This is a genomic window from Terasakiella sp., from assembly GCF_048267425.1.
GTDB lineage: Bacteria > Pseudomonadota > Alphaproteobacteria > Rhodospirillales > Terasakiellaceae > Terasakiella.
The window spans coordinates 388,471-414,305 of record NZ_JBLWXN010000001.1; the positions used below are offsets into that span (position 1 = coordinate 388,471).

Here is a 25,835-nt window from a genome sequence, read left to right on the forward strand (position 1 = left end):
CCAGCGTTTTTCTGCAATAATTTTTTTTGTTTCTGAATATTTCAAAATTATTCTCTAAAAGCCTATAGAGTAGACTTTTCAAAGGAAAGCTCGACAGGCTATAAAGAAACCTGCTTTTTCTGTGCTGAATTAATTTAAATCCATGATTTATAAAATAAATTATCTCAGCAGGAAGAAAGGATTGAAAAAACGGTTTCGCCATCTGCGCGAATATGCTTTTTCACCCTTCGCCGAAGCGTTAAAATACAAGAGGTAAGACCGGAAATATTTGTTCTTTTGAAGCTTATTTTTTTCTGAAATATTTATCACATACAGACTTTTTTAGTGTAACCGCTCACCTGAAATTTAAAGAGTAAACCAAACATGTCACAGCACGCCCACCTCATCGATATGGTCAATCGGGCCGAAACAGTCGAAATTCTTTGCGTCGGCGATATCATGCTGGACCGTTTTGTCTACGGCAGCGTAGACCGTATCTCCCCAGAAGCCCCGATCCCGGTCTTGCGAATTGAACGTGAAGACGCCATGTTGGGTGGTGCGGGCAATGTGGTGCGCAATGTTCTCAGCCTCGGGGCCAATGCCCGTTTTTGCGGTTTGGTCGGTGAAGATGATGCCGGGCGACAAATTGCCAACCTGTTAAATGAAAATGATCAATGCTGTGCGGCCCTTTTACTGGATGAAACGCGCCCGACTTCGTTAAAAACACGTTTTATGGCCTCCAACCAACAAATGTTGCGCACGGATCATGAAAGCCTCGGTCCCTTATCGGAAAAACAACATGGTGATCTCATCATGGATGTGGCCCAAAGCCTCGGACAGGCGAAAGTCATGGTTTTGTCAGATTACGGCAAAGGGGTTTTACATGGGGAAAATGCAATTGATTTAATCGCTTTGGCTAAAAAAGCCCGTCTCCCTATCATTGTAGATCCCAAAGGCGATGATTACAGTAAATACCGCGGGGCGACACTGGTCACCCCGAACCGCAAGGAACTCAGCGAAGCCAGCCGTATGCCCTGTGATAGCGATCAATCCATTGTCGCCGCCGCCCGTCATATTATTGAAACCTGCGGAATTGAAAATGTTTTGGCCACCCGGTCCCAAGACGGTATGACACTTGTGACCCAAGAAGGCGATGTCATTCACCTTCCAACCGAAGCCCGCGAAGTATTCGATGTATCCGGGGCAGGCGATACGGTTGTTGCCTCCTTGGCAGTCATGTTGGGCCTCGGCACCTCCTTAAGCGATGCGGCCAAGCTTGCCAATATTGCCGCCGGGATCGTTGTCGCAAAGATCGGAACCGCCAGTGTCTATGGCGAAGAACTGATCGAAGCCCTCCATCATCAGGATCTATCCGAAGCCGAAGCCAAAGTTGTCGGGCGTGACAGTGCCAAAGACCGCGTGCTTCGCTGGCAGGCACAAGGCAAAAGCGTTGGTTTTACAAACGGCTGTTTTGATCTTTTACACCCCGGTCATATTTCCCTGTTAAAACAAGCCGCAGAACAATGCGACAAGCTTGTGATCGGGTTGAACAGCGATGCCTCCGTCCAGCGCTTAAAAGGACCGGAACGTCCCGTTCAAAACGAAATGGCCCGGGCAACCGTTCTCTCCTCCCTCGCCTGTGTTGATATGGTGGTCATTTTTGATGAAGATACCCCGATGGAGCTCTTGTCAACCCTACTTCCCAATGTGCTGGTCAAAGGGGCTGACTATACGATTGACCAAGTTGTTGGTGCTCAATTGATCCAGCAAAATGGTGGTCGTGTCTTCCTCGCCCAATTGAAAGACGGGTTTTCAACAACGAATACAGTGAAAAAGATGAAAAAGGATTCTTAATCTTTCGGATGATAGAGAACATATTTTAGAATCATGACCGTTTTTTCCATTCAACAAGGCGATATTACCAAGTTCGATGTCGACGTTATCGTCAATGCTGCCAACGAAACCCTGCTGGGCGGAGGTGGTGTAGATGGTGCCATTCATCGGGCTGCAGGAAAAGGTCTGCTGGAAGAATGTCGTCGCCTGAACGGTTGTCAAACCGGAGAAGCCAAATTAACAGGTGGATATAATCTACCAGCCCATCATATCATTCATACCGTCGGCCCCATTTGGCAACACCATACCCCGGAAGAGGCAGATCAACTTCTTCTCAACTGCTACTTTAACTCCCTGAGAATTTGCTTGAAGAAAGACCTGCAATCTATTGCTTTTCCATGCATTTCTACAGGGGTTTATGGCTTTCCATCAAAACGGGCAGCTCAACTTGTCGTTAAAAATGTTACTGAATTTTGTAAAAATCACCCCGGATTGTCACAAGTGATTTTTTGTTGTTTCGATATCGAAAGTAAAACACTCTACGATCAGGCGTTTCACGAAATCGTCTCTTAACTTTCCTTCAAAACAATCACATCCATCGGTTTTTCAACACCACCGACTTGACGGTCGGGTCGAAGCTCCCAACGCTCTTCTGCGTTCTCGTAACCATTATTCATTGCGCATTTCAAGGTTTGTGCCGTCGCAATAGCGCGCACGCCCTCAATCTTTGTCTGTTTTTCCATTTTGGCCGACACATTTGCCGCATCCCCAATCACAGTATATTCCAGCCGATGCGATTCACCGATCACACCAAACACGATGGGACCGGATGCGCACGAGACATGGATCACAACCGGGTCTTGCCCCAAGGCCAGCCGGTCCGCATTCCATTGATCAGACGCTTTAATAATGTCTTCCATCGCGTGTAAGGCTTGTGCCCCATGCTGCGCAGATTCTTTCAACACCCCGAAATAGGCCATAATGCCATCGCCCAAAAACTTATCCACATGACCGCCAAATTTGGAAATTACCGGAACGATCCGCGCATGATATTCGGTAATCAGTGCAATTTGTTCAGACGGCTTTAATCGTTTGGTCAATGGGGTAAAGCCCCGAATATCCACATTCAGGATTGATGCCTCACGCGCCACCACATCCCCGACATGGGCATCATTTTCAGCCGATTTGATATGATCGGCTAAATCTTCCGAGAAAAAACGTGAAAGCGATTGAGCGGCCTGACCTTGGGTTACGGCACGCACCAGCAAAGCACGCGCCCGCAAAGTTGCCAAAGCCAAAATCACAGCCACCAAAACCATCGAGACGATTTTGTCAAATTCCGCCCCGATCAACACACTGTTTGAGGTCAGATAATGCACATAATCGCGCGTCACCATGTTGTTCATATCATCATGGACAACCACATACCCCACCATCACAGCCCATCCTAAAACGGCGGCCAGTCCGCTCAGCAGAATATAACGAGCTTCAAAACGAAGGGCACGTAACGCAATGAAAATAAAGATATAAAGAACCGTCGGAGCCTTTAAATAAAAACTCGGCGGTTGCATATACTGGATATGAAAGCTGAAAATTGTGCCAAACAACAATAAAATATCAGCCACAATCGATAAGGAAATCACCCAACCGGGCAAACGCATGCGATAACTGAAATAAAGCCGGATAAGGGTAAAGCCAAAATACAGGCTTAAGACATAGGGGACCGGTTCAAACGGTGCATCCATGCGAAAAGTTTTGGGCGAAACGGCATAAAGGGTACCGAAAGTCAGCACCACCGCCAGCTGGATCCAGCCGACCAGTTGTTCCGAGACATTCTGCTGTTCAATAATCGCATCCTGAACCCGCTTGGGGATTTTGCGATCATCGTCATCACCGACAAAGCGACACAGCAGCGCGCGCAACATAACTAGGGCACCAACTTATAGCCGCCCGGCTCCGTCACAAGGATCTGGGCGTTGGAAGGGTCTTTTTCGATCTTCTGGCGCAAACGATAGACATGTGTTTCCAATGTATGGGTCGTCACCCCCGCATTATAGCCCCAGACTTCATCCAATAACGTATCGCGCCCGACGACTTTACCCCCGGCACGGTATAAAAATTTGATAATATTGGTTTCTTTATCTGTCAGACGGATTTTTTGCTCTGTCTCATTTTCAATCAACAGCTTGGAAGCCGGTTGGAAAGTATAAGGCCCTACCTTAAACGTTGCATCTTCACTTTGTTCATGCTGGCGCAAATGGGCCCGCAGACGAGCCAGCAAAATCCCCAAACGAAACGGCTTCGTAATATAATCATTGGCCCCAGCATCCAAGCCAAGGATGGTATCGGCATCGGTATCAGCCCCGGTCAACATGATAATCGGGCATTTCACCCCTTGTTTGCGCATCAATCGACACACATCACGACCATCCATATCGGGCAGGCCCACATCCAGAATCACCACATCAAAAGTATCATCCTTGGTCACAGCCAAGGCACTGGCCGCTCCATCGGCTTCAACCACGTCGAAATCCTCATGTAGCGACAATTGTTCAGTCAACATTTGACGTAACGAATCATCATCATCAACAAGAAGAACACGTTTGGCGTTAGACATAGCTTCCCTCACACGGACCTGAATATTACTCATCCGTTACCATAACAACTAAAGAATATCTCGTATAGAAGACTTTAAGGGCGATAACGCTATTGTGAAATCACGTTATTCGGCCTACATATGGGGACCTTTGTTAAAAAAATGTCCGTTATTCCCATGCCGCATCGCCTGTCCATTACTTTAAGCGAAACAAAATCCGCCACCACAGCCCCATCTTTGCTGGCGGTTGACCGCGCCCTGTCTGACCTGCGACGCGCACAAATCGTTGCTATTGATAACGCAAATGGGCTTGTCACCTTGGTTTTAGCCGCAGAAGGCGCGACAAAATCAACGATCCAACGCCTTAAAGATTTAAGTAAGGGACAACCGGATTTAATCATCACGGCCGCACGCGCCCATACATTGGGATTGGGCAGTTTCAAAAACAAAGCTGTGCGCGCAAAGATGGGCAAAGCCCTGCGCCCCGATTTGATTGAAAGTCTGGTCAATCCACTGGCTGAATTTTCAAAGAACGACTTTTTTGATATTCCATTTGAAGATATCGATCTTGAAAGCGGCGAAAGTGCCGCAATCGGCCTAACCAAGCTTTCCCGCCTGTTACCGGCAGCGATTACGGTAAACCTGCCTGTAGACGATTTTAAATCCTTTATCAGTGCAGAAAACCTAATGGGTGTGACCAACCATGATATCTTTGGTTATGAAGAGGCCGCTGCACGTTCCCTGCGCGCTGTCAGCGACGCACAAGTGCCGCTGGCCGATGCCCCACAGACCAAAATGGTCGCTTTTCGCCCGGCAGACGGTGGCATTGAACACATCGCCATCATTATCGGTGAACCCAACCCCAATGAACCCGTCCTGATCCGTATTCATTCAGAATGTTTCACAGGCGATCTGGTTGGTAGTTTGCGCTGTGATTGCGGGGATCAACTGCGCGGTGCAATCAAGGCCATTGCCGATCACGGCAGTGGCATTTTGCTCTATCTCGCACAAGAAGGGCGCGGGATCGGTTTAATCAATAAATTGCGCGCCTACAAATTACAAGATACCGGGCTGGATACGTTTGATGCCAACGAACAATTAGGTTTTGATGCAGATGAACGGGTCTATATCCCGGCGGCACAAATGCTTGACCATCTGGGTGTTAAACAAGTTCGTCTTATGACCAACAACCCGGAAAAAGTCAAAGTTCTGGGCACCTGTCATGTCGATGTGGTGGAACGGGTCGAACATGCGTTTGAAACCAACAAACACAACGAACCTTACCTTTTTGCCAAGGCGACCAAAGGTGGGCATTATCTTTAGGTCTTTAAACCGCTGAGTCGGAATTTTTTGCCCTCCCCTGCCCTATGATATAAATATAATACTTATTTTTCAAATACTTATAATCTGGCATAGAGTTTGCGACATATCGCTTAAAAGAAATAAACCTAAGAGCGATAATTGAGCAACCGGAGCCGGATATGGTCGATCATGTAAATACGCAGGTGGCATATAATCCACCACCCGCTGGCAACGAGGCGACAAAACCATCCAACGAGCCCGCCAAACAAGCTGATAAAGAAAAAGAATTCAGTTTCTTTGGCGATGATGGCGTTACTTTCTGGGATATGTTGGATGTCGTCAATCCCTTGCAACATATTCCCATTGTCTCCACCGCTTATCGCGCCATTACCGGCGACGAACTGGACCCCGGCGCACGATTGGCAGGGGGAACGCTTTTTGGTGGTCCTATTGGACTGGCGGCCTCTGCCTTCAATGTGATTTTAGAAAACAACACCGGAAAAGATGCCGGGGAACATGTGTTAGCCATGTTCCAGGGCGATGAAGTTGATGTTCCGGAACAAGACAAAACCATGATGGCACAAAACGAGGGCCTATCACGCAATATAAACGGGTTCGCCCCGATCAAATCCATCCCAGAAAGCGAAGCTGATGCATTTGCAGCCGGTGAAGAATCCTTAAGACTGGCGCAGTTACAGGAATTTATGAACCCCGCCACCACGCGTGAAGTCCCAACGCCTATCAACACTCCGGTTGGAGCCGGGTCGGCTGGCACCTGGGCCCCCCCGGCAAATCAGCCGCCTTTGCCCTTCCCAACCGAACGACCACAGGCACAAACATCTTCACCTGCGCCTGCTACATCAACAAAAACAAACCCCGTTCCCGCCAATACAATCGTTAGTGAATCGCAACAATCCGTTGGTTTTCAGGCAAAACAATCACATAACGAATCCCTTGATGCCTTGCGTGCCTTTGCCCGTGATATGCAGGCACAACGCCAACAGGATCAAGGAGAGCGCCTGAAAGCAGAAAGAAAAGCACCTGTTGCGCCACCAACACCTGTGCCTGCCAATACGGCACAACTCAGCCAAACATCCGATAATGCCTGGTTCGCCAATATGATGTCACAAAATATGAAACGTTACAAAACCACGGCACAATCCGGGGGTTGATAAACCATGACAATCTTGGTTCGGGCCGACAACACCCTGATTTATGGGGGTAAAACCTATCACTGCGCCTTAGGTAAAGGTGGGGTAAAAACAGATAAAGTCGAAGGCGATGGGGCCACACCGACCGGAATTTTTGCGTTGCGTTACATTCTTTATCGTGCTGATCGTATCAAAAAACCCGATAGCGCCTTAAACGTTCGTGTTATTGAGAAAACAGACGGCTGGTGTGATGATCCGCAACATGCGGATTATAACTGTCCTGTTACGCTGCCCTTTCCTGCGTCACACGAAAAGCTTTATCGCGATGATCATATCTATGACATTATTGTTGTTTTAGGACATAACGACAGCCCGCCCGTTCCCGGTAAAGGCAGTGCGGTGTTTTTTCATCTGGCACGTGATCAATATGCCCCAACAGAAGGCTGTGTTGCCGTAAACTTCACCGATATGCTTGAGGTTTTAGCCAAAATCACCCCGGGTGAAACTATGGAAATTTGCCTGTAGCCTCAATTAATGTGGGGCCCGTTCGCCAAAGATGGCTGTTCCCACACGCACCGAAGTTGCGCCAAACCGAATAGCGGTTTCATAATCCCCGCTCATACCCATACTGAGTTTTTTAAGCCCGTAACGTTGTGCTAGTTTACGCAAGAAAGCAAAATGTACGCTCGGTTCTTCCTCAGCAGGGGGAATACACATCAGGCCCAGAACCGGCAATTTCAGTTCATCGCAGCACAATTTGATAAATTCATCCGCATCCCCGGGTAAACATCCGCCTTTTTGATCTTCTTCCCCGGTGTTGATTTGCAGGTAAACCCCCACTTGTTTCTCCTGTTTTTCCATTTCCTTTGCCAAGGCACGTGCAAGCTTGGGACGATCCACCGTTTCAATCACGTCAAAAAGGGCAACGGCTTCCTTGACCTTATTGGTTTGCAATCCACCAATTAAATGCAAACAAACCCCTGAAAACTCGTCTTTTAACGCGGGCCATTTTCCTTGGGCTTCCTGCACCCGGTTTTCACCAAACACGCGGTGCCCGGCCTCAAGTGCTGGACGGATTGTCTCTGCGACATGCACTTTACTGACCGCGACCAGTTCAATCTCATCTGCTGGACGGTCCGCCTCTTGTGCGGCCTGTTGAATTGATTGCTTCACTTGATCAAGATTATCTGCAATACCCATAGGAGAATCCGTTTACATCAAAGGTGTGGAAATGGCCCTGACCGTATCAGAGGTAGCCCGTCAGCTCAATCGCCGGAATGCAAAAAAGAAAAATTTACCGGCCCTTATTTTTATGACGGATGCAAAACGACTTTCTGACCCCACGTCTCTGATCCCGTACCTGCCGAAAAATTCTGCCTTGGTTGTGCGTCATTTTTCAAGAAATCAGAAAGAACAAATTATAATTAAAATCAAAAGATTATGCAGCAAACATAAAGTAAAACTTCTGGTTTCTGCTGATCTTCAACTTGCCCTGAAACATCGTTTGGACGGGGTTCATTTTCCAGAAAAATCTGTAAAGAGAATTGCGGCTTGCGGACGGTTTATACGACCGAAGGCAAGCTTCCTTATAACAGGGGCGTGTCATTCTCTAACCGCATTAAAACGGGCGGAAAAGGCCAAGCTGGACGGTATTCTTCTGTCCCCCGTCTTTACCACACAAAGCCATCCCAACGCAGCCTGTCTTGGCACCATCCGATTTAATGCGTGGGCTTCACAAACCGATAGGAGCGTCTATGGACTGGGCGGGATCAATCAAAAAACCGCCATTCGACTGTCCACCAGCAAATCAATCGGATTTGCCGGGATAAGCGGGTTGATTTGACCTTTTTCATCCGGGCAAGATCGTATAAATTCAAATCAAATCAGAACACTTATATTTTGGGGCATTTATGTTAGAAAATTTTGAAACCGTCGGGGAATGGGAAAGTGACGCAGAAGGCAATAAAGTCGGATTGCGCCGCATTGATATGGAATCGGTCATGCGCCATTTCACCACCTTTGACGGACCGGTCCTACATATCGGCAGTAAAGCTGCGGATTTAGATACCACAACACGCTGGCGCCGCGTTTTTGCCGGTAAGCAGGTCATCGGGATCGATATTGAGGACGGCGATAATGTGGATTACGTCTTTGATATTACAAAAAATATTTCCGGCTTGCGTAAAAAGACCGGAATCAAGCAATATTCCACCATTGTGGCCTATCATCTGTTGGAACATGTCACCAATCCGTTTGAAGTGGCCGCCAATATCGAAAAGCTTTTAAAGCCGGGCGGACGATTGATTCTCAGTGTGCCTTGGGTACAGGCTTTTCACGCTTATCCTGACGATTTCTGGCGCATTTCATTTTCGGGCTTGCGTCAGCTTTTTAAAAATCTTGATTTTGAATTTGAATTTTATGCCGATGGCCATGAAGGTTATGCCTATCAACTGACCCGTAACGGTATCCCGGAACATAGTCCCCGCATGTGTAACCTCGAGGCACGCCTCTTTCAATTACGTTTTGAGATGGGTGATATGCCGGAACAAAAAATTCTGAAAAAACGTGAAGATAAAAAAATACAAATTTCCAAACCATTTTGCCAGTATATGGCCTGTAGTATTGTTGCGGTAAAACGCTGAGATTTTAAATCTTAAAATAATTATACCCCTACCAGTCAGGGGCTTTTTTTGTCTAAAATATCCTAATCTTAATGAAGCAAAAAGAAAGGGCGTTCCAAAAGGAACGCCCTAACTTTTGAAGTATCTTATCTAAGCTGATATCAGATTAGAAGTTCACTTCGATACCAGTGACAACACCGAATGCTTCGTTGTCGCTAGTATTGTTTACTGTGTTCACGTTGCCGTTTTCGTATTCAGCAGAGAAGATAGAACCAACAAGTTTCACGCCAGCACCCATGTCATAGGAACCGCCCAGAACCCAGCTTTTGTCTGTGTCTTCAACAGCCGGGTTAGCAGCATTGTCTTGTTCCAAAGACAGGTAAGACAAGGAAACGCCGTACGGGCCAGTTGCGTAAGCAACACCAACATCCCAACCGGAAGCGTCGATGTTTTTCACGTTACCTTCGTTGTCTGTGTCACGGTAAGAACCACCGATTGTGAAGCCAGCAACACCAACGGAAACACCGCCGCGCCATGCTTCGCGATCTTCAACAGCTGTACCAGTTGTACCACCATTGAAGTCACGTTGGTAAGTTACGTCAGCACCAACAGAAACGCCACCGAATTCACCGTTGTAAGCAACACCAGCATCAAATGCAGTGTCAGAACCAGTGTTTGTACCACCTACGTCGATTGTTGTATCAGCGAGGTTGTTTGCGTTCAAACCGTAAGAGAAACCAGCTTGGAAACCGGCGAAGTTCGGAGTCCAGTAAACGATTTTTTGACCGTCGTTGGATTCAGAAGCAGTGTGAGTTTGGTTAGAAGTCACAACTGTGTCGTTTGCCCAATCAACAATGTCGCCATCGTTGTGGCCCAGCGCACCGAAGTTCGGTGAAGTGTGAGACAAAGCGTATGCAGCACCTTTAGTTTGGCCCAAACGGATTTTACCGAGGGAGTCGCTAGAGATTTGTACGAATACGTCATCAACGCCTTGGTTATCTTGAGCTGTGTACAAGTCGATGTTAACACCGATTGTCAGGCCGTTATCAAGTGTTGTGTTGCCACGGAAGTACAGTTCAGATTCAGAGTGAACAGTAACTTCTGCCCAATCTTCTTGACCGTCTTTGTCTTGATCAACATAACCAACCCACTCGTGCAGGTAACCACCTACAGAAACTTTGATCGGGTCAGCAGCTTGTGCAGAATTAACTGCAGCGAAAGCTACGAGAGCAGTAGAAGCTACGAGAAGCTTTTTCATCTAATTAGATCCCCTTAGAAAGGTTTTGTTTGTACAACATGTGCAATCGACATACCCACATGCCTTTTGCGTGAACGTATTAAATGCCTTTCCAATTCAGAGGTCAACAAGAAGAAATGCATTTATGTGACCTTTTATCCCCACTGTTGCAAAAAAAACACAGGCTGATTTTTGCCATAGGTACAATCAGATAAGGAAAAACCGATAAATCCTCGCTTAGATGCTTGCTTCCCCCTATCATTATAAGGCATATATCTTTCTAAGCTTTACTACACTGTCACAGAGCCGGGAATATCCGTTCATGAAAAGATTTCTATCTTCCATCCGTACCCTCGCCCTTATTGGCACTTTGCCCTTATTGCTTATAGCTTGTGACAGTCTTAACCCAGGACCGACAGAATTACCTAATGACCGCTGGGATAAGCTTGATAAACAGCAAACCGTTTTTGGCGAAGGTGGCCTAAGCTTTGGCGGAGATCAGAAACGTCAAGGCCAAGGTGGCAGCGGTATTGGGGTAAACGCTTATTTGTGGCGCGCGACACTGGATACGGTTTCCTTTATGCCCTTGGCTTCTGCCGACCCATTTGGTGGTGTTGTGCTGACCGACTGGCACAGCGCCAGCAACACACCGAACGAGCGTTTTAAATTAAACATCTATATTCTGGATCAGGCTTTGCGCGCCGATGCGATTCGTGTTGCGGCCTTTCGCCAGTTAAAAAATGCCAATAACGAATGGCAAGCTGTTGAAATTGACCCCAAAGCGGTCACCGACATTGAAAACGCCATTTTAACCAAGGCACGTCAGCTGCGCTCGGAAAGTTTAACGCAATAGAGCGCACGATATAAAACCCGTTAAAATCATACATCCCGGACAAGCCGTCCGGGATGACTTCTTTTAGAACAAGTAAGACATAACGATCATGGCCCGATATAATTTTAAAGAAACCGAATCCAAATGGCAGTCCTACTGGGATCAGAATCAAACCTTTAAGGTCACAGAAGACCCGGATAAGGAAAAATATTATGTGCTGGAAATGTTTCCCTATCCCAGCGGCCGGATTCATATGGGTCATGTGCGTAACTATACACTTGGCGATGTCGTAGCCCGTTATAAAAAGGCACAAGGTTTTAATGTCCTGCATCCAATGGGATGGGATGCCTTTGGCCTGCCGGCGGAAAATGCCGCCATGGATGCCGGTGTTCACCCCGGAAAGTGGACTTATAAAAACATCGAAGACATGCGTGCCCAGCTTAAAACAATGGGCTTGTCTTATGATTGGGACCGCGAAATTGCCACATGTGATCCGCAGTACTATCGCCACGAACAGAAAATGTTCCTCGATTTCTTGGAAAATGATCTGGTTTATCGCAAAGAAAGCTGGGTCAACTGGGATCCGGTCGAAAATACTGTTCTCGCCAACGAACAGGTTGTTGACGGATGTGGCTGGCGCTCCGGTGCCCCGGTGGAACGCCGTAAACTGAACCAATGGTTCCTGAAAATCACTGATTACGCCGAAGATTTGCGCACAGCCCTTAAAGATCTGGATCGCTGGCCGGAAAAAGTCCGCATCATGCAGGAAAACTGGATTGGTCGATCTGAGGGCATGCGCCTGAAATGGCAATTGGTGGATCGCGACGATTCGCTGGAGGTTTATACCACCCGCCCCGATACCTTATATGGCGCGTCTTTCTGCGCTATTTCCGCCAACCATCCGATTGCTGTTGAATTGGCGGAAGCGAATCCGGACTTACAGGCCTTTATTGAGGAATGTAATAAGACCGGCACATCCGAAGAAGCCATTGAAAAGGCGGATAAAAAAGGATTCGATACCGGGCTGAAAGTCAAACATCCGCTGGATGAAAGCTGGGAACTGCCGGTTTATGTCGCCAACTTTGTTTTGATGGAATACGGCACAGGCGCCATTTTCGGCTGCCCGAGCGGGGATCAACGCGATCTTGATTTCGCCCGCAAATACGACCTGCCCGTCGTGCCCGTCGTCGCCCCGGCCGATATGGAAAACCCCGAAAGCTTTACCATCGAAAATGATGCTTTCACCGATGACGGTGTGATGATCAATTCCGATTTTATGACGGGTATGAGCGTTGCCGAAGCCAAAAAAGCTATTTTTGCCAAATGTGCTGAGCTGAACATCGGTGAAAAAGAAGTCAATTACCGTCTGCGCGATTGGGGGGTCTCACGTCAACGTTATTGGGGATGCCCCATTCCGGTTATTCATTGTGATAGCTGCGGCATTGTTCCGGTTCCTGCTGACCAGCTTCCGGTTGAGTTGCCCGAAGATGTTGATTTCGACGAACCCGGTAACCCGTTGGACCGTCACCCCACTTGGAAGCATGTCGATTGCCCATGCTGCGGCAAACCGGCACGCCGTGAAACAGACACATTTGATACCTTCTTCGAATCAAGCTGGTATTTTGCACGTTATTGTTCCCCAAAATCGGAAAACGGTATCGATAAAGCGGCAGCTGATTACTGGATGTCGGTTGACCAATATATTGGTGGTGTTGAACATGCGGTTCTTCACCTGCTTTATTCACGTTTCTTCACACGCGCCTTGAAGAAATGCGGCTATCTATCTGCAGAAGAACCTTTTGCCGGTCTTTTAACACAAGGCATGATCTGTCACGAAACCTATAAAGATGCCGATGGCAACTGGATGTTACCCAGTGATGCGGTCCGAAACGAAGACGGTCAAGTCACTCACAAAAACGATGGTCGTGCCGTCAACGTCGGCCCATCCATCAAGATGTCCAAATCCAAGAAAAACGTTGTCGATCCTGAACTGATTATCTCTTCTTACGGTGCAGATACCGCCCGTTTGTTCATGCTGTCTGACAGCCCGCCGGAACGTGATCTGGAATGGACAGATTCCGGGGTAGATGGTGCATGGCGTTACCTGAACCGTCTCTGGCGCTTAATCACCGAACCAAAGGCTGCTTATCCGGCCAAAGATACGGCACAACCTGCAACGCTTTCTGATGAGGCACAAAAGGTCCGCGCACAAGTTCATAAAACAATCGCTGCCGTCACCGATGATTTAGGCAAATTCCACTTCAACAAGGCCGTTGCCCGTCTACGCGAATTGACCAATACATTGGGCACACTGGATGGCGTTGAAGGTGATGATGCCTGGGTCTTGCGCGAAGGCTATGAATATCTTGTGCGTTTGGTTGCCCCAATGACACCGCATATCGCCGCTGAACTTTGGGCCGAACTGGGCCATGACAGCATTTTATGCGAGGTTTCCTGGCCGGTTGCCGATGATAGCCTTCTCAAAGAAGACACCATCGTTATGCCAATTCAGGTCAACGGCAAACGTCGCGACCAACTGGAAATTCCAGTCGGTATGGATGTGAAAGAAATTGAAAAGCTGGCCTTGGCCTCTGAAAAAGTGCAAGCTATTCTGGATGGAAAACCAGCTCGTAAAGTCATCGTTGTACCAAAGCGGATTATCAATGTCGTCGCGTAACACTTTCATATTAAAAGTTTTTGTTTGTCTTTTCATTGTCGCAGGTCTTGGGGCCTGCGGCTTCCAACCCGTTCATGGCAAACGGAAAACAGCTGAAAACCAGATTATGAAAAATGAACTGGCCAAAGTCTGGATATATGAAATTGAAGACCGTGAAGGGCAAATGCTTCATAATGAATTGTTGAATTTGTTCAATCCAAAGGGACGACCGACACACCCAGCGTACAAGCTGAAAATCATTTATAACGAAACACAAAGCAATACGGGCATCGGAAAAAATGAATTTGCCACCCGTGCAAACCTGATTGTTTCCGCCCTTTTTGAGTTTAGTGGAAACGCACCTTTAAATGGATTAAGCCGTTCAACCGTTGCCTTTAATATCTTGAATTCCCCGACCGGAACGGAGTTTGCCAAACGCGACGCCCGTACACGTGCTATTAAATCCGTTGCCCGCGATATCCATCGTAGAATCGCCGTCCATTTACTTAATAAATCGCCCGCATCCCAAACGGAAAAACCAATCCGTATCATGAAATAACGGGTTTTTAGGCGGTCATATGAAAATCAGTGCAGGAAAAGCAGACGGATTTATCAAATCACCCCCGCCGGGTGTGCGCTGTATTTTGTTATATGGGCCGGATCAGGGATTGGTGTTTGAGCGTGGAAAAACATTAGGAAAAACGATTCTCGGCGATGAGAACGATCCGTTTAACAGTGTTGTTTTACAAGCCGGTGACATTAAATCCGATCCAGCCTTGATTGCGGACGAAGCCGCTGCCATGTCTCTGACAGGTGGGCGGCGCTTTATCCGTATTCAAGATGCCGCCGACAGCCTGACAGCTGCTTTTAAGACCTACCTCAGTGATCCTATCGGTGATGCTTTGATCGTTTTGGAAGGTGGGGATTTAAGCGCAAGATCCACCTTGCGGAAACTCTTTGAAAGCGAAAAATCCATCGCTGCGGTCGTTGCTTGTTATGGGGACGAAGGCCGTAATTTGTCCGATGTCGTGCGCGAAACCCTTCAAAAACATAGCTTAAATGCAGATCGCGATGCGATGGGATATTTACTCAATCATCTGGGTTCTGATCGCCAGGTCAGCCGAGGGGAGCTGGAAAAGCTCGCCATCTATATGGGGGAGGAAAAAACCGTAACACTTAATGATGCAATGGCCTGTATCGGTGATAGCGGTGCTTTTTCTTTAGATAATGTCACCATCGCTGCGGCCAATGGGGATCATGCACAGCTTGAAACGGCCTTGATGCGCTGTTTTGACGAGGGAAATCAACCCATTATGATCCTGCGTATGCTGGCACGCCATTTTCATCGCCTGCATCTGGCCAAAGGTTTCATGCAAAAAGGATATAATGGAGAAGAAGCCATAAAAAAACTTCGCCCCCCAATTATATTCAAACAAGTTCCTGCCTTTAAAAAGCAACTGGCAAGCTGGGACTTACATCGAATTGCTCTGGCCTTGGATATTCTGACTGAGGCCGAACGTGATTGTAAAATTACCGGAAATCCACCGGAAACCGTTTGTTCACGCGCCTTGATGCGAATCGCCCAAGCCGCACGCGCCCCCCGACGTTAAAACCCCTTTGCACTAGCTAAACCAAGCGCGACGGTCCCGGTCAAACAGCACCCCGATATAATCTTTCACCGCTTGAATACGGGCCGTTTGGCTGGTTTCCTCATGGGTTACCAGATAAATCGGCATTTCAAACAGATCTGCACGTAAATCAAGTTCGATCAAATCGCTAACGGCATGGCGATAAAAACGTGGCAACATCCCCATGCCCATGCCGGCCCGCAAAGCGCTGACAAAACTCATGGCGCTATTGGTTTGAAAAACCACCTGATCGTGATTTTTCACTGTTTCCTGCCATAAGGATAAAGCCTTACTTTCCTTATAGCCGAAATAATCCACCAGTTTGTGACCTTTCAAATCGGCCCAGTTCTGCGGTTCACCATAACGATCAATGTAACTTGGCGCCGCAAAAACATGAAACGGCACAATCCCGACTTTACGGGCAATTAAGGCCGGATCATCCGGCTTGCTCAATCGAATGGCAATATCAGCTTCCCGGTTTGCCAAATTCACAAAATGACTTTCACTTGCCATCTCCAGACTAATTTGCGGATAGGATTTTTGAAAATCAGCCAAATTTGGTGTCAGCCAAAAAGACCCCAGCCCATCGGTGACTGAAATTCGAACCTGACCATTCAGTGCATCATCTGCCCCCTTAAGGGTCTGTTCCAAATTACTCGCGGATTTTTCCATTTGTTGAACATGATCCAACAAGGTTCGCCCTTGCGGAGTCAAATTCATACCATAACGATAACGATCAAATAATTTGCATTTTAAATCTTCTTCCAGCTGATCAATGCGACGACCGACTGTTGAGCCATTTACAGACAGGCTCTCAGCCGCAGCAGAGAAGCTCCCACTACGTGCGACAGCTAGAAAATAGCGTAAATCATCCCAGTTCTGCATTTTTGCATTCCGTTATTGCAATATTTCCTATTTATAGCCACTTTTTAACCTGATAATCTAGTCTTAATTGGTATTTATGATGTATTTTTGCAGATGTAAAGAAAATGAGCAAAGCACAAGACTTCAATCTCCTGACAGGTTATCAACCCGGTCTGATCGGACGAACAGCGGCCTTGCATGGGCGCGCCTATGTTGAAAAATGGAAATTCTGGAAATTTTTCGAATGTAAAGTCGCAAGCGAACTTTCCATGTTTATGGAATGTTATGATGAAGAGATATCCTGCATCTGGTCACTGGAAAAAGATGGTGAGTTTTACGGGACAATCACATTGGATGGTTCACATGCGGAAAAAGACGGTGCTCACCTGAGATGGTTTATTCTGCACGAGGAGGCCAAAGGAAAGGGCCTTGGAAAGCTTCTTCTTAAGTCCGTCGTCGATTTTGCAAAAACCAAAGGATATGAATCCATTTATCTTTGGACCTTAGCGGGGTTGGAACCGGCCGGACAACTTTATCGTCATTTTGGATTTACTTTAGAAGAAAGTAAGCTCGATACTCAATGGGGTGTTGAAGTTCAGGAAGAAAAGCTCCGATTAAAACTTTAGCTTCATCAAATCTGATCATATAAAAAAAGAGGCTCAGTAAAATGAGCCTCTTAATGTTTTGTTAATATTTAAAGTCATCAAAGTTTATTTAACTCTTCTTCAACTTCAAACGGGCTCACTGGATCAAGTTCTTCTGATTGATCTTGGCCTGTTTTCCCATGCTGACCATGACTTAAACGGTGAAGAAGATCATCCAGTTGTTCTAATGAGCTGTAATGTAACGTCAACGCCCCGCCTTTTTGGCTCGCCTTAATATCGACTTTAACGCCTAAGAGGTCTGTTAAATCACGTTCCAGAGCAATCGTATCTGTATCTTTTTCTTTTTTCGCTTTAGGACGTGATTGGACACCCGCTGTTTTAACCAGACTTTCGGTTTGGCGAACATTCAGTCCCTTTTTAATTACTTGCTTGGCAATTTCTGCTGGTTGTTCGCAGTTCAACAACGCCCGTGCGTGACCCGTAGATAACAAACCATCTTCAAGGAAAGATTTTACCTCACTCGGCAAGGCCAACAGACGCATCATATTGGCAACGTGTGAACGGCTTTTCCCCAAGGCTTTTGATAATGCTTCCTGTGTATGGCTAAATTCCGCCATTAAACGGTTATAACCTTCAGCTTCCTCTAACGGGGATAAATCCTGGCGTTGCAGGTTTTCCACCAAGGCAATTTCGGCCGCATCACGATCATCCATTTCTTTAATGATGACCGGAACTTCGTGCAATTGCGCCCTTTGTGAAGCCTGCCAGCGGCGTTCCCCGGCAATAATTTCATATTCGCCGGGACGTTCTGGATGAGGGCGCACCAAAATCGGCTGTAAAATCCCTTTTTCTTTAATAGAAGAGGCCAAGCCTTCAATTGCTTCTTCTTCAAAGGTTGTCCGTGGCTGATATTTACCGGGCACGAGCTTGCTAATGGCGATTGTTTTTTGATTACCACTAGAAAAGGGCACCACATCGCCACCGCTGCGACCCGCAGCCGTTGTGTTTTCCTCTGCTGACAAGGTTTGATCTTCAACAACGCTGGCGGTTTCTTCACCCAAAAGGGCAGAAAGCCCTCGACCAAGACTGCGGCGTTTTGTTTCTTTTGCCATTTTTATGCTGCGCTCCTGTTTTCGCGTTTTAAGACTTCGCTGGCGAGATGCAGGTAAGCTTTCGATCCCGCACAATTATGATCATATAAAAGAACGGGTTTGCCATGACTGGGGGCTTCTGAAACCCGCACATTTCTGGGGATTACTGTCTTATAGACCTTTTCCCCGAAAAATTCGCGTACATCACTGGCGACCATATCGCTCAAATTATTGCGCTTATCGAACATGGTCAAAACGATGCCCTGTATTTCAAGTTTCTGATTGAAGTTCTTACGGACCCGTTCAATGGTTTTTACAAGGGCCGAAATTCCTTCCAAAGCGAAAAATTCGCATTGTAATGGCACCATCACCGCATCGGAGGCCACAAGCGCATTGATCGTCAACATACCCAAAGCCGGGGGACAATCAATTAATACAAAATCGTAGCCGCTAATACCTTCTATAGATTCTTTCAAGCAAAACTGCGGACGATCTAATTCGGGAATTTCAATCTCGGCGGCGGCCAGATCGGACCCACTGGGCACAATCGACAAATTGGGGATTTTACAATCCTGAACAGCCGCATCCAGCGAAATATCGCCCATCAAAACATGATAGGCATTCCGACTGCGTTGGTCATGGTCAATACCCAATCCCGTACTGGCATTGCCTTGTGGATCAAGGTCCAGAACGAGTGTGCGTTTACCAACAGCAGCCAAAGCCGTTGCCAGATTAATCGTTGTCGTGGTTTTACCTACCCCACCCTTTTGGTTGGCGACGGCAATAATACGCGGTGTAATTGATTGCGTCATTTAGGTGTCATCCTTTCGATGATGAGTATCTGCCCTTCCGGGTCTGATAAGCTTTGTTCAGTTTCGCAGTCAAAATCCCATACTTTGCGGGCGTCTTTTATTTCGTCTTCAGCCTTGCGACCTTTCAGGAAAATGCAACGTCCGTCCGGTTTTCGCAACTGTGCAGAAAAAGACAAGAGTTTCTCAAGATTCGCCAAAGCCCGCGACGTCACGACATCGGCAAAACCGCTTTCCTTTAAATCGTCGATTCGGCAATTATGAATGGTAACTTGAGTTTCCGTTACGCGTGCAGCTTCGCGGACAAAGGCCATTTTGCGGGCATCGGAGTCAACAAGATGAACATCTTCAACCCCCATAATTGCCAAAACCAACCCGGGAAACCCTGCCCCGCATCCAATATCGACCAGCGTTTTACAATTTTCAGGTAGATAGGGATAGATTTGCGCAGAATCCAAAAGATGGCGGGTCCATAAATCATCCAATGTTGAATTACTGACCAGATTGATTTTAGCCTGCCATTTGACCAATAGGTCCCCATAAGCTTGGAGACGATCCAATGTTTCACGTGAAACATCGAGTGCATTCCATTGATCTTGTTGTGCCTGAAATCCCATTTTACCCCTGCAAATGTCGTTCTGTCGACAAATCTACCCTAATTTCTAAACCAAGTCTTGTTAATTATCCCTGTTTCACGTGAAACAAATGCAACACATTAACTCTAAGCAACTCTGTTCGATTTATTGCGCTTAACATATCCCAGCAACGCGGTTAACGCCGCCGCTGTAATGCCCGAAATTCGCGCGGCAGCCCCCAATGTCGATGGTTTATGTTCCGCCAGTTTCGAGCGTACTTCCGTCGACATCCCTTCGATCGCCATATAATCCAAATCTGCGGGCAGTTCCAACGCCTCATCACGGCGAAAGGCCCGAATATCAGATTCTTGACGTTCCAGATATCCCGCATAGCGGCCTTCAATTTCAACCTGTTCGGCCACCGCGCCGGTGATATCACCCAATTGCGGCCAAATCCCTTTTAGACGATCCAGCGTGACATCCCGGTAAGCCAACAAGGCCATTGCACTGCGGCGTTGACCATCCATGTTGACCTTAATGCCGTGCCCTGCCAATTCCTGCGGTGTGGCATTAATCTCCATCATGCGAGCTTTTGCTTCTAAAATTGCTTTCTCTTTGGCGTCAAAGGCCCCTGCCCGTTCTGCACCCACACAGCCGATCTCCATCCCACGGCGGGTTAAGCGTTGATCGGCATTATCGGCACGCAAAATCAAACGATATTCTGCCCGCGACGTAAACATGCGGTAAGGTTCGTTCGTTCCCTTGGTCACCAAATCGTCTGCCAGCACACCGATATAAGCGGTTGCCCGATCAAAAATAAACGGATCCTCGTTACCCGATGCTTTAAGCGCGGCATTGACCCCGGCCATCAAACCTTGGGCGGCAGCTTCTTCATATCCGGTCGTGCCGTTGATTTGGCCAGCAAAATACAAATGGCTAACTTTGCGGGTTTCAAACGTTTCGCGCAATTCACGCGGATCCACAAAATCATATTCAATGGCATAAGCGGGCTTTAATGCCTCGACCTTTTCCAAACCGGGAATAGAGCGCATAAAGGCCATTTGAATATCGCGTGGCAAAGACGTTGAAATCCCATTGGGATAAACACTGTCTGTATCCAATCCCTCCGGTTCCAGAAAAATTTGGTGGCTGGTCTTTTCCGCAAAACGAACCACTTTGTCTTCAATCGATGGACAATAGCGTGGCCCGCGCCCTTGAATCTGCCCGGAATAAACCGGAGCCTGATCCATATTAGATCGAATAATTTCGTGGGTTTCTTCCGTTGTACGCGTGATATAGCAGGGAATTTGCGGCGTGGTAATTTTATCGGTTAAAAAGGAAAACGGCTGCGGCGGTGTATCGCCATCCTGGCGTTGCAAAACATTCCAATCGATTGTCTTGCCATCCAGACGCGCCGGTGTCCCGGTTTTTAAACGACCAAGATTAAATTTCAAACGTGATAAGGTGTCTGCCAAACCGATAGAAGGTTCATCCCCCATGCGGCCGGCCGGCCATGTTTCTTTGCCAATGTGGATAAGTCCATGCAGGAAGGTGCCTGTGGTTAAAATCACTGCCCCTGCCCGCAAGGTTTCGCCATTACCCAACACTACACCGTTGACACGTTGATCATCATTTTCCAGTGTCAAATCTTCGACGGTGCCTTCCATCAGTTCCAGATTATCCTGTGTGGATAACAACGCCTGAACAGCTTGTTTATAAAGCTTGCGATCAGCTTGCGCGCGCGGTCCACGCACGGCTGGCCCCTTGGATTGATTGAGCATGCGAAACTGGATACCGCCCTGATCAATCGCCCGGCCCATAATACCATCAAGCGCATCAACTTCGCGCACGAGGTGCCCTTTCGCCAATCCGCCAATCGCCGGATTGCACGACATTTCACCAATTGCGTCTAATCTTTGTGTGAGAAGAAGGGTCTTTGCCCCCATTCGCGCGCTTGCTGCTGCTGCTTCGCAACCGGCATGCCCGCCGCCAATCACTATCACGTCATATGTTTTCATAAGGCGCAATGTATGTATCACACCCTGTGAAGTCAATTTGGAAAATAGACTTATTTAAAGCCTGTGGATAAAACAGTGGAAAACACCGTTCATAACCTGCGCGTAAAGCCAGATTTGATGTTTTCATTCATCTTATTTTACGAAATGCAGGGTCTGTGTTTCACGTGAAACACTTTATTTCCCGATGCAGAAGTCGCTAAAGACGACATCAAGGACATCTTCCACATCGATTCGCCCGGTGATGCGACCCAAAGATCGTGTCGCCATGCGCAAATCTTCAGCCGCCAGTTCCGGCAAATCAATCTCGGCAAAACGGACAAGGGCTTCAACACAATCTTCCAAGGCTTCGCGATGTCGCGCGCGTGTCAAGGCCGGCGCCCCTGTCATCATACAACGCGTCGCCACTTCTTCTTCCAGACGTTTAAAAAAGTCAACCAGTCCCTCTTTTGATTTGGCTGACATATAAATCGGTTTCTGCCCACCGATATCAGCAACATCAGGTTTTGCCTTGTCCATTTTATTGAGAACAACCAGACTGTCATCATCAATCAGATCCAAAGTCTTTTGATCGAGATTAGGCCAGTCTGCCGCATCAAACATCACCACTTTCAAATCAGATGATTGTGCCCGGTCCTGCGCACGGCGCACGCCTTCCATCTCAATCACATCTTCACTATGGCGCAATCCGGCGGTATCGGAGACGACAACCGGATAGCCCCCAATATCCAGATGGCTTTCGATGATATCTCGCGTTGTCCCGGCGATATCAGACACAATGGCGACTTCGCGTTTTGCCAACTGGTTTAATAAACTGGATTTTCCTGCATTCGGTGGCCCGACAATTGCTAGACGTACACCATCACGCAAAAGCTCCCCACGATGACCGTCTTTTAAATGGTCTTCGATTTCATACTGTAAGTTTGCCACCTTGGCCCGCGCGCCGGCTTCGACCTCTTCGGGTAAATCTTCATCGGGGAAATCAATCACGGCTTCAAAATGCGCAAGGATATGTAAAATTCGATCAGCCCAGTCATTATATAAAGTGCCCAATACCCCTTCCATCTGACGCAAGGCCTGCTTGGCCTGCGCGCGCGTTTCGGCATGGATCAAATCTGCAAGGCCTTCGGCCGCCGTTAAATCCATCTTGTCATTTTCAAAGGCCCGACGGGTAAATTCCCCCGGTTCCGCCAAACGCAGACCGTCCATTTGGGCAAGGCTATCCAGTAACGCCTGAACAACCGCACGCCCGCCGTGGATTTGAAATTCAACAACCTCTTCACCGGTAAAGCTATGAGGGGCAGGAAAATAAAGGGCCAATCCATCATCAATTGGATCACCCTCAACAGGATCAATCAATTGCACACGATGCGCATAACGTGCCTTAAAATCTGATTTACCGGACAGTTGGCACAAGACAGCAAAGGCCTGTGGTCCCGACAGGCGGACAACCGCAACACCGCAACGCCCGGCCCCACTGGCCAGTGCATAAATTGTTTGATCGTTCATTTTTTTCTTTATTCTTTAGAAGAGCCACCCATTGGGCCATTGTTAAATTGTGCCCAAAACATTTTCTGCAATTGCTCCATATTGGAGATCCCAGCCGGAAGCCAGGTTTTAAACAATGTTTCTGGATCCATTGCGTTGAGATTGGATTTCATCCGCTCTTCAACTTCTTTCATCATCATTTCCTGCATGGGCTTCACATCCGGCAATCCCATAAAGGTACGGGCCTCTTCAGGCGTGCAATCAATATTTATCGTAATTTTCATCATATTCTTCCAACATTCAGCTGAGGGCCATCTCTATCTCTAATGTGACAATCTTTTGCGTGTAGGTCTATCCCTCAAAGAAAAAAGGGTTGTACTTTTTTTCGAAACGCGAAAAGCTGAAAACAACCAGCAAAGAAAACGAAAGTGCGGATTATGTCCCAAAACCAGCTTGGACAATCAACCAGCCCCTACCTTTTGCAACATGCAGACAACCCCGTCCATTGGAAAATATGGAACGATGACGTCTTTGCACAAGCAAAATCCGAAGATAAACCCATTCTGTTGTCAGTTGGATATGCTGCCTGTCACTGGTGTCATGTCATGGCCCATGAATCGTTTGAAGATATAGAAACCGCCCAATTGATGAATGAGTTATTCATCAATATCAAGGTGGACCGTGAAGAACATCCCGATGTGGACCATATTTATCAGCGCGCGTTGAGTGTCCTCGGTCAATCTGGTGGCTGGCCTTTAACCATGTTTTTAACACCAAGCGGACAACCTTTCTGGGGGGGAACATATTTTCCGAAAACTGCCCTTTATGGTCGTCCGTCTTTTAAAGACGTTTTAAAAACCATCGCCGATATTTATCACACTAAAAAAGATGACGTCAGCCAAAATGTCACCGCCATTGCCGATGCCTTAGAAGATATGAGCAAACCGCGCGGCAATGGGGGACTTCATCTTAAAGCCATGTGTGATACCCTTCATTATATCCAGCAAAATATGGACCCCGTTCATGGCGGTTTACAGGGTGCCCCGAAATTTCCACAACCGGTTTTGCTTGATTTTTTATGGCGTACAAACTGGATAAAGAAAAACCCGCAAATTGATCACCTTCTCTGCCTCAGTCTGGAAAAAATGTGTCTGGGCGGAATTTACGATCATTTAGGCGGCGGTTTTGCCCGATATTCGACCGATGAAGAATGGTTGGCACCGCATTTTGAAAAAATGCTTTATGACAATGCCCAACTTGTTTCCCTACTCACAATGGTTTGGCGCAAACGTCAAAACCCCTTATTCAAGCGCAGCGTCTTTGAAACCATCGACTGGATTTTCAACGAAATGCGCGTGGAAACCGACAACGGTTTTGCCCTTGCCAGTGCATACGACGCCGATAGCGAAGGTGTGGAAGGCAAGTTCTATGTCTGGAACGAAGATGAGATTGATGCCCTTTTAAAAGAAGACTCTCCCCTCTTTAAAGCAGCCTATGACGTTAGCTCACAGGGAAATTGGGAAGGTCACAATATCTTGCGCCGCGTAACTCCGTTTGAAAACCCGGCTCAAGAAGACAAATTAGATAAACTGCGTCAAACCCTGTATCAGGAGCGTAAAAAACGTATATGGCCCGCACGCGATGATAAAGTCCTATGCGACTGGAACGCGATGATGATTAAGGCCTTGTCTGAAGCCGCCCTCGTTTTTGATCAACCTGACTGGATCAAACAAGCACAAGATCTTTATGCCACCTTGAAAAAGACCATGATCAAAGAGGATGCCCTTTATCATAGCTGGTTTAAAGGCCGTCATTCGACCACGGCCTATCTGGAAGATTACGCCAATATTTGTCTGGCCGCCCTCGCCTTATATGAAGCCACAGGACACACCTCATATTATCAAGACTGTGTAAAATGGGTTGATCATTTAGAGGATCATTTTTGGGATGTTGAAAATCACGGATATCATTTTGCCGATAAACAAACGGTCGAAGGCTTAAACGTCCGCCCCAAACCAATCAATGATAGTGCGACCCCTTCGGGTAATGGATTAATGGCTCATGTTTTGTGTGATCTTTATCATTTGAGTGGCAATCCCAAATATCAGGAACGCTTCAATCAATTGATGCAATTGTTTGGCAATGACGATCCCAATCAAATATTTGCCGCCCCCGGACTATGCAGCGCCCTTATTCGCTTTGAAACAATGGAAACCATCGTTGTTGTTGGAAAAACCGGAACAAATGATATCAATTCATTGATAAATAAGGCTTATTTATATCCTTCTCCCACTCGAAAAGTTCTACTAGGAGATGGTCAAAATCAGCAAAATACCCCGGAAATTCTACAAGGCAAGGTTTTGCATAACCAAAAGGCAACTGCCTATGTCTGTCAGAATGCAACCTGTTCCCCACCCTTAACCGAACCTTCTATGTTGGAAGCACATTTGAATGATCTTACAAAACAAAGTCCCCTCTAATAGGCTTCATGGGTCATATATAATATAAGGTGAAAACTCCATATGCAGTTTGACAGCGTGGATTATTTTCGTA

General features: G+C 47.2%; 24 protein-coding genes. 13 read left to right on the forward strand and 11 right to left on the reverse strand.

What is annotated here, in order from left to right; genetic code table 11:
- Window positions 1–363: 363 nt before the first annotated feature.
- Entirely contained in the window at window positions 364–1,833 is a 1,470-nt protein-coding gene (gene hldE, locus ACN0VA_RS01850) for a bifunctional D-glycero-beta-D-manno-heptose-7-phosphate kinase/D-glycero-beta-D-manno-heptose 1-phosphate adenylyltransferase HldE (RefSeq protein WP_417819491.1), read from the forward strand.
- 33 nt (window positions 1,834–1,866) lie between these two features.
- On the forward strand, window positions 1,867–2,385 hold the full coding sequence (locus tag ACN0VA_RS01855) for an O-acetyl-ADP-ribose deacetylase (protein ID WP_417819492.1): 519 nt from the start codon (window positions 1,867–1,869) through the stop codon (window positions 2,383–2,385).
- Here ACN0VA_RS01855 and ACN0VA_RS01860 read toward each other — a convergent pair.
- On the reverse strand, window positions 2,382–3,737 hold the full coding sequence (locus ACN0VA_RS01860; RefSeq protein ID WP_417819493.1) for an adenylate/guanylate cyclase domain-containing protein: 1,356 nt from the start codon (window positions 3,735–3,737) through the stop codon (window positions 2,382–2,384). The genes ACN0VA_RS01855 and ACN0VA_RS01860 overlap by 4 nt on opposite strands.
- Before the next feature lie 2 nt (window positions 3,738–3,739).
- Entirely contained in the window at window positions 3,740–4,429 is a 690-nt protein-coding gene (locus tag ACN0VA_RS01865) for a response regulator transcription factor (protein WP_417819494.1), read from the reverse strand.
- Window positions 4,430–4,570: 141 nt separating this feature from the next.
- Here ACN0VA_RS01865 and ribA point away from each other — a divergent pair, with 141 nt between their 5' ends.
- From ribA to ACN0VA_RS01880, 3 genes are all read left to right on the forward strand, one after another.
- On the forward strand, window positions 4,571–5,731 hold the full coding sequence (gene ribA, locus ACN0VA_RS01870) for a GTP cyclohydrolase II (protein WP_417819495.1): 1,161 nt from the start codon (window positions 4,571–4,573) through the stop codon (window positions 5,729–5,731).
- 158 nt (window positions 5,732–5,889) lie between these two features.
- The gene (locus tag ACN0VA_RS01875) at window positions 5,890–6,882 is read left to right on the forward strand and encodes a hypothetical protein (RefSeq protein ID WP_417819496.1); all 993 of its coding nucleotides are present in this window, start codon (window positions 5,890–5,892) and stop codon (window positions 6,880–6,882) included.
- A 6-nt stretch (window positions 6,883–6,888) separates the two neighbouring features.
- Window positions 6,889–7,386 carry a L,D-transpeptidase family protein gene (locus ACN0VA_RS01880; protein ID WP_417819497.1) on the forward strand — a complete coding sequence of 166 codons (498 nt, stop codon included), beginning with the start codon at window positions 6,889–6,891 and terminating at the stop codon, window positions 7,384–7,386.
- A gap of 6 nt (window positions 7,387–7,392) precedes the next feature.
- Here ACN0VA_RS01880 and ACN0VA_RS01885 read toward each other — a convergent pair whose 3' ends face one another.
- Complete coding sequence (locus tag ACN0VA_RS01885; RefSeq protein ID WP_417819498.1) at window positions 7,393–8,061, reverse strand: YggS family pyridoxal phosphate-dependent enzyme; 669 nt, start codon at window positions 8,059–8,061, stop codon at window positions 7,393–7,395.
- 31 nt (window positions 8,062–8,092) lie between these two features.
- Here ACN0VA_RS01885 and ACN0VA_RS01890 point away from each other — a divergent pair, with 31 nt between their 5' ends.
- Together ACN0VA_RS01890 and ACN0VA_RS01895 are read left to right on the forward strand one after the other, a co-directional pair.
- On the forward strand, window positions 8,093–8,704 hold the full coding sequence (locus ACN0VA_RS01890) for a thiamine phosphate synthase (RefSeq protein WP_417819499.1): 612 nt from the start codon (window positions 8,093–8,095) through the stop codon (window positions 8,702–8,704).
- 67 nt (window positions 8,705–8,771) lie between these two features.
- The gene (locus ACN0VA_RS01895) at window positions 8,772–9,503 is read left to right on the forward strand and encodes a class I SAM-dependent methyltransferase (RefSeq protein ID WP_417819500.1); all 732 of its coding nucleotides are present in this window, start codon (window positions 8,772–8,774) and stop codon (window positions 9,501–9,503) included.
- A 145-nt stretch (window positions 9,504–9,648) separates the two neighbouring features.
- Here the strand turns inward: ACN0VA_RS01895 and ACN0VA_RS01900 are convergent, their stop codons facing one another.
- Window positions 9,649–10,740: a porin gene (locus tag ACN0VA_RS01900; RefSeq protein WP_417819501.1), complete on the reverse strand. Its 1,092-nt coding sequence runs from the start codon at window positions 10,738–10,740 to the stop codon at window positions 9,649–9,651.
- 301 nt (window positions 10,741–11,041) lie between these two features.
- On the opposite strand from ACN0VA_RS01900, the gene ACN0VA_RS01905 reads away from it, so the two are divergent.
- The 4 genes from ACN0VA_RS01905 to holA all read left to right on the forward strand — a co-directional run bounded on the left by ACN0VA_RS01905 (window position 11,042) and on the right by holA (window position 15,817).
- Window positions 11,042–11,572 carry a DUF3576 domain-containing protein gene (locus tag ACN0VA_RS01905; RefSeq protein WP_417819502.1) on the forward strand — a complete coding sequence of 177 codons (531 nt, stop codon included), beginning with the start codon at window positions 11,042–11,044 and terminating at the stop codon, window positions 11,570–11,572.
- 88 nt (window positions 11,573–11,660) lie between these two features.
- The gene (leuS, locus tag ACN0VA_RS01910; protein WP_417819503.1) at window positions 11,661–14,228 is read left to right on the forward strand and encodes a leucine--tRNA ligase; all 2,568 of its coding nucleotides are present in this window, start codon (window positions 11,661–11,663) and stop codon (window positions 14,226–14,228) included.
- Window positions 14,215–14,766 (forward strand): hypothetical protein, encoded by a 552-nt coding sequence (locus ACN0VA_RS01915; RefSeq protein ID WP_417819504.1) that lies wholly within the window; start codon window positions 14,215–14,217, stop codon window positions 14,764–14,766. Before leuS ends, ACN0VA_RS01915 begins: the two co-directional genes overlap by 14 nt.
- A 19-nt stretch (window positions 14,767–14,785) precedes the next feature.
- Window positions 14,786–15,817: a DNA polymerase III subunit delta gene (gene holA / locus ACN0VA_RS01920; RefSeq protein ID WP_417819505.1), complete on the forward strand. Its 1,032-nt coding sequence runs from the start codon at window positions 14,786–14,788 to the stop codon at window positions 15,815–15,817.
- 12 nt (window positions 15,818–15,829) lie between these two features.
- Here the strand turns inward: holA and ACN0VA_RS01925 are convergent, their stop codons facing one another.
- The gene (locus ACN0VA_RS01925; RefSeq protein ID WP_417819506.1) at window positions 15,830–16,720 is read right to left on the reverse strand and encodes a LysR family transcriptional regulator; all 891 of its coding nucleotides are present in this window, start codon (window positions 16,718–16,720) and stop codon (window positions 15,830–15,832) included.
- A 104-nt stretch (window positions 16,721–16,824) separates the two neighbouring features.
- Here ACN0VA_RS01925 and ACN0VA_RS01930 point away from each other — a divergent pair, with 104 nt between their 5' ends.
- The gene (locus ACN0VA_RS01930) at window positions 16,825–17,325 is read left to right on the forward strand and encodes a GNAT family N-acetyltransferase (RefSeq protein ID WP_417819507.1); all 501 of its coding nucleotides are present in this window, start codon (window positions 16,825–16,827) and stop codon (window positions 17,323–17,325) included.
- A gap of 77 nt (window positions 17,326–17,402) precedes the next feature.
- Here ACN0VA_RS01930 and ACN0VA_RS01935 read toward each other — a convergent pair whose 3' ends face one another.
- The 6 genes from ACN0VA_RS01935 to ACN0VA_RS01960 form a co-directional block, all read right to left on the reverse strand.
- On the reverse strand, window positions 17,403–18,416 hold the full coding sequence (locus ACN0VA_RS01935) for a ParB/RepB/Spo0J family partition protein (RefSeq protein WP_417819508.1): 1,014 nt from the start codon (window positions 18,414–18,416) through the stop codon (window positions 17,403–17,405).
- 2 nt (window positions 18,417–18,418) lie between these two features.
- Window positions 18,419–19,207 (reverse strand): ParA family protein, encoded by a 789-nt coding sequence (locus ACN0VA_RS01940; RefSeq protein ID WP_417819509.1) that lies wholly within the window; start codon window positions 19,205–19,207, stop codon window positions 18,419–18,421.
- A complete protein-coding gene (rsmG, locus tag ACN0VA_RS01945; protein WP_417819510.1) occupies window positions 19,204–19,821 on the reverse strand; it encodes a 16S rRNA (guanine(527)-N(7))-methyltransferase RsmG in 618 nt (205 codons plus the stop codon). Before rsmG ends, ACN0VA_RS01940 begins: the two co-directional genes overlap by 4 nt.
- Window positions 19,822–19,925: 104 nt before the next feature.
- Entirely contained in the window at window positions 19,926–21,797 is a 1,872-nt protein-coding gene (gene mnmG, locus ACN0VA_RS01950; protein ID WP_417819511.1) for a tRNA uridine-5-carboxymethylaminomethyl(34) synthesis enzyme MnmG, read from the reverse strand.
- 174 nt (window positions 21,798–21,971) lie between these two features.
- Window positions 21,972–23,303, reverse strand: coding sequence for a tRNA uridine-5-carboxymethylaminomethyl(34) synthesis GTPase MnmE (gene mnmE, locus ACN0VA_RS01955; protein ID WP_417819512.1), 1,332 nt, complete (start codon window positions 23,301–23,303; stop codon window positions 21,972–21,974).
- An 8-nt stretch (window positions 23,304–23,311) separates the two neighbouring features.
- On the reverse strand, window positions 23,312–23,566 hold the full coding sequence (locus ACN0VA_RS01960) for a DUF6489 family protein (protein ID WP_417819741.1): 255 nt from the start codon (window positions 23,564–23,566) through the stop codon (window positions 23,312–23,314).
- A gap of 153 nt (window positions 23,567–23,719) precedes the next feature.
- Between ACN0VA_RS01960 and ACN0VA_RS01965 the strand changes: the two genes are divergently transcribed.
- Complete coding sequence (locus tag ACN0VA_RS01965; protein ID WP_417819513.1) at window positions 23,720–25,762, forward strand: thioredoxin domain-containing protein; 2,043 nt, start codon at window positions 23,720–23,722, stop codon at window positions 25,760–25,762.
- Window positions 25,763–25,835: the final 73 nt, after the last annotated feature.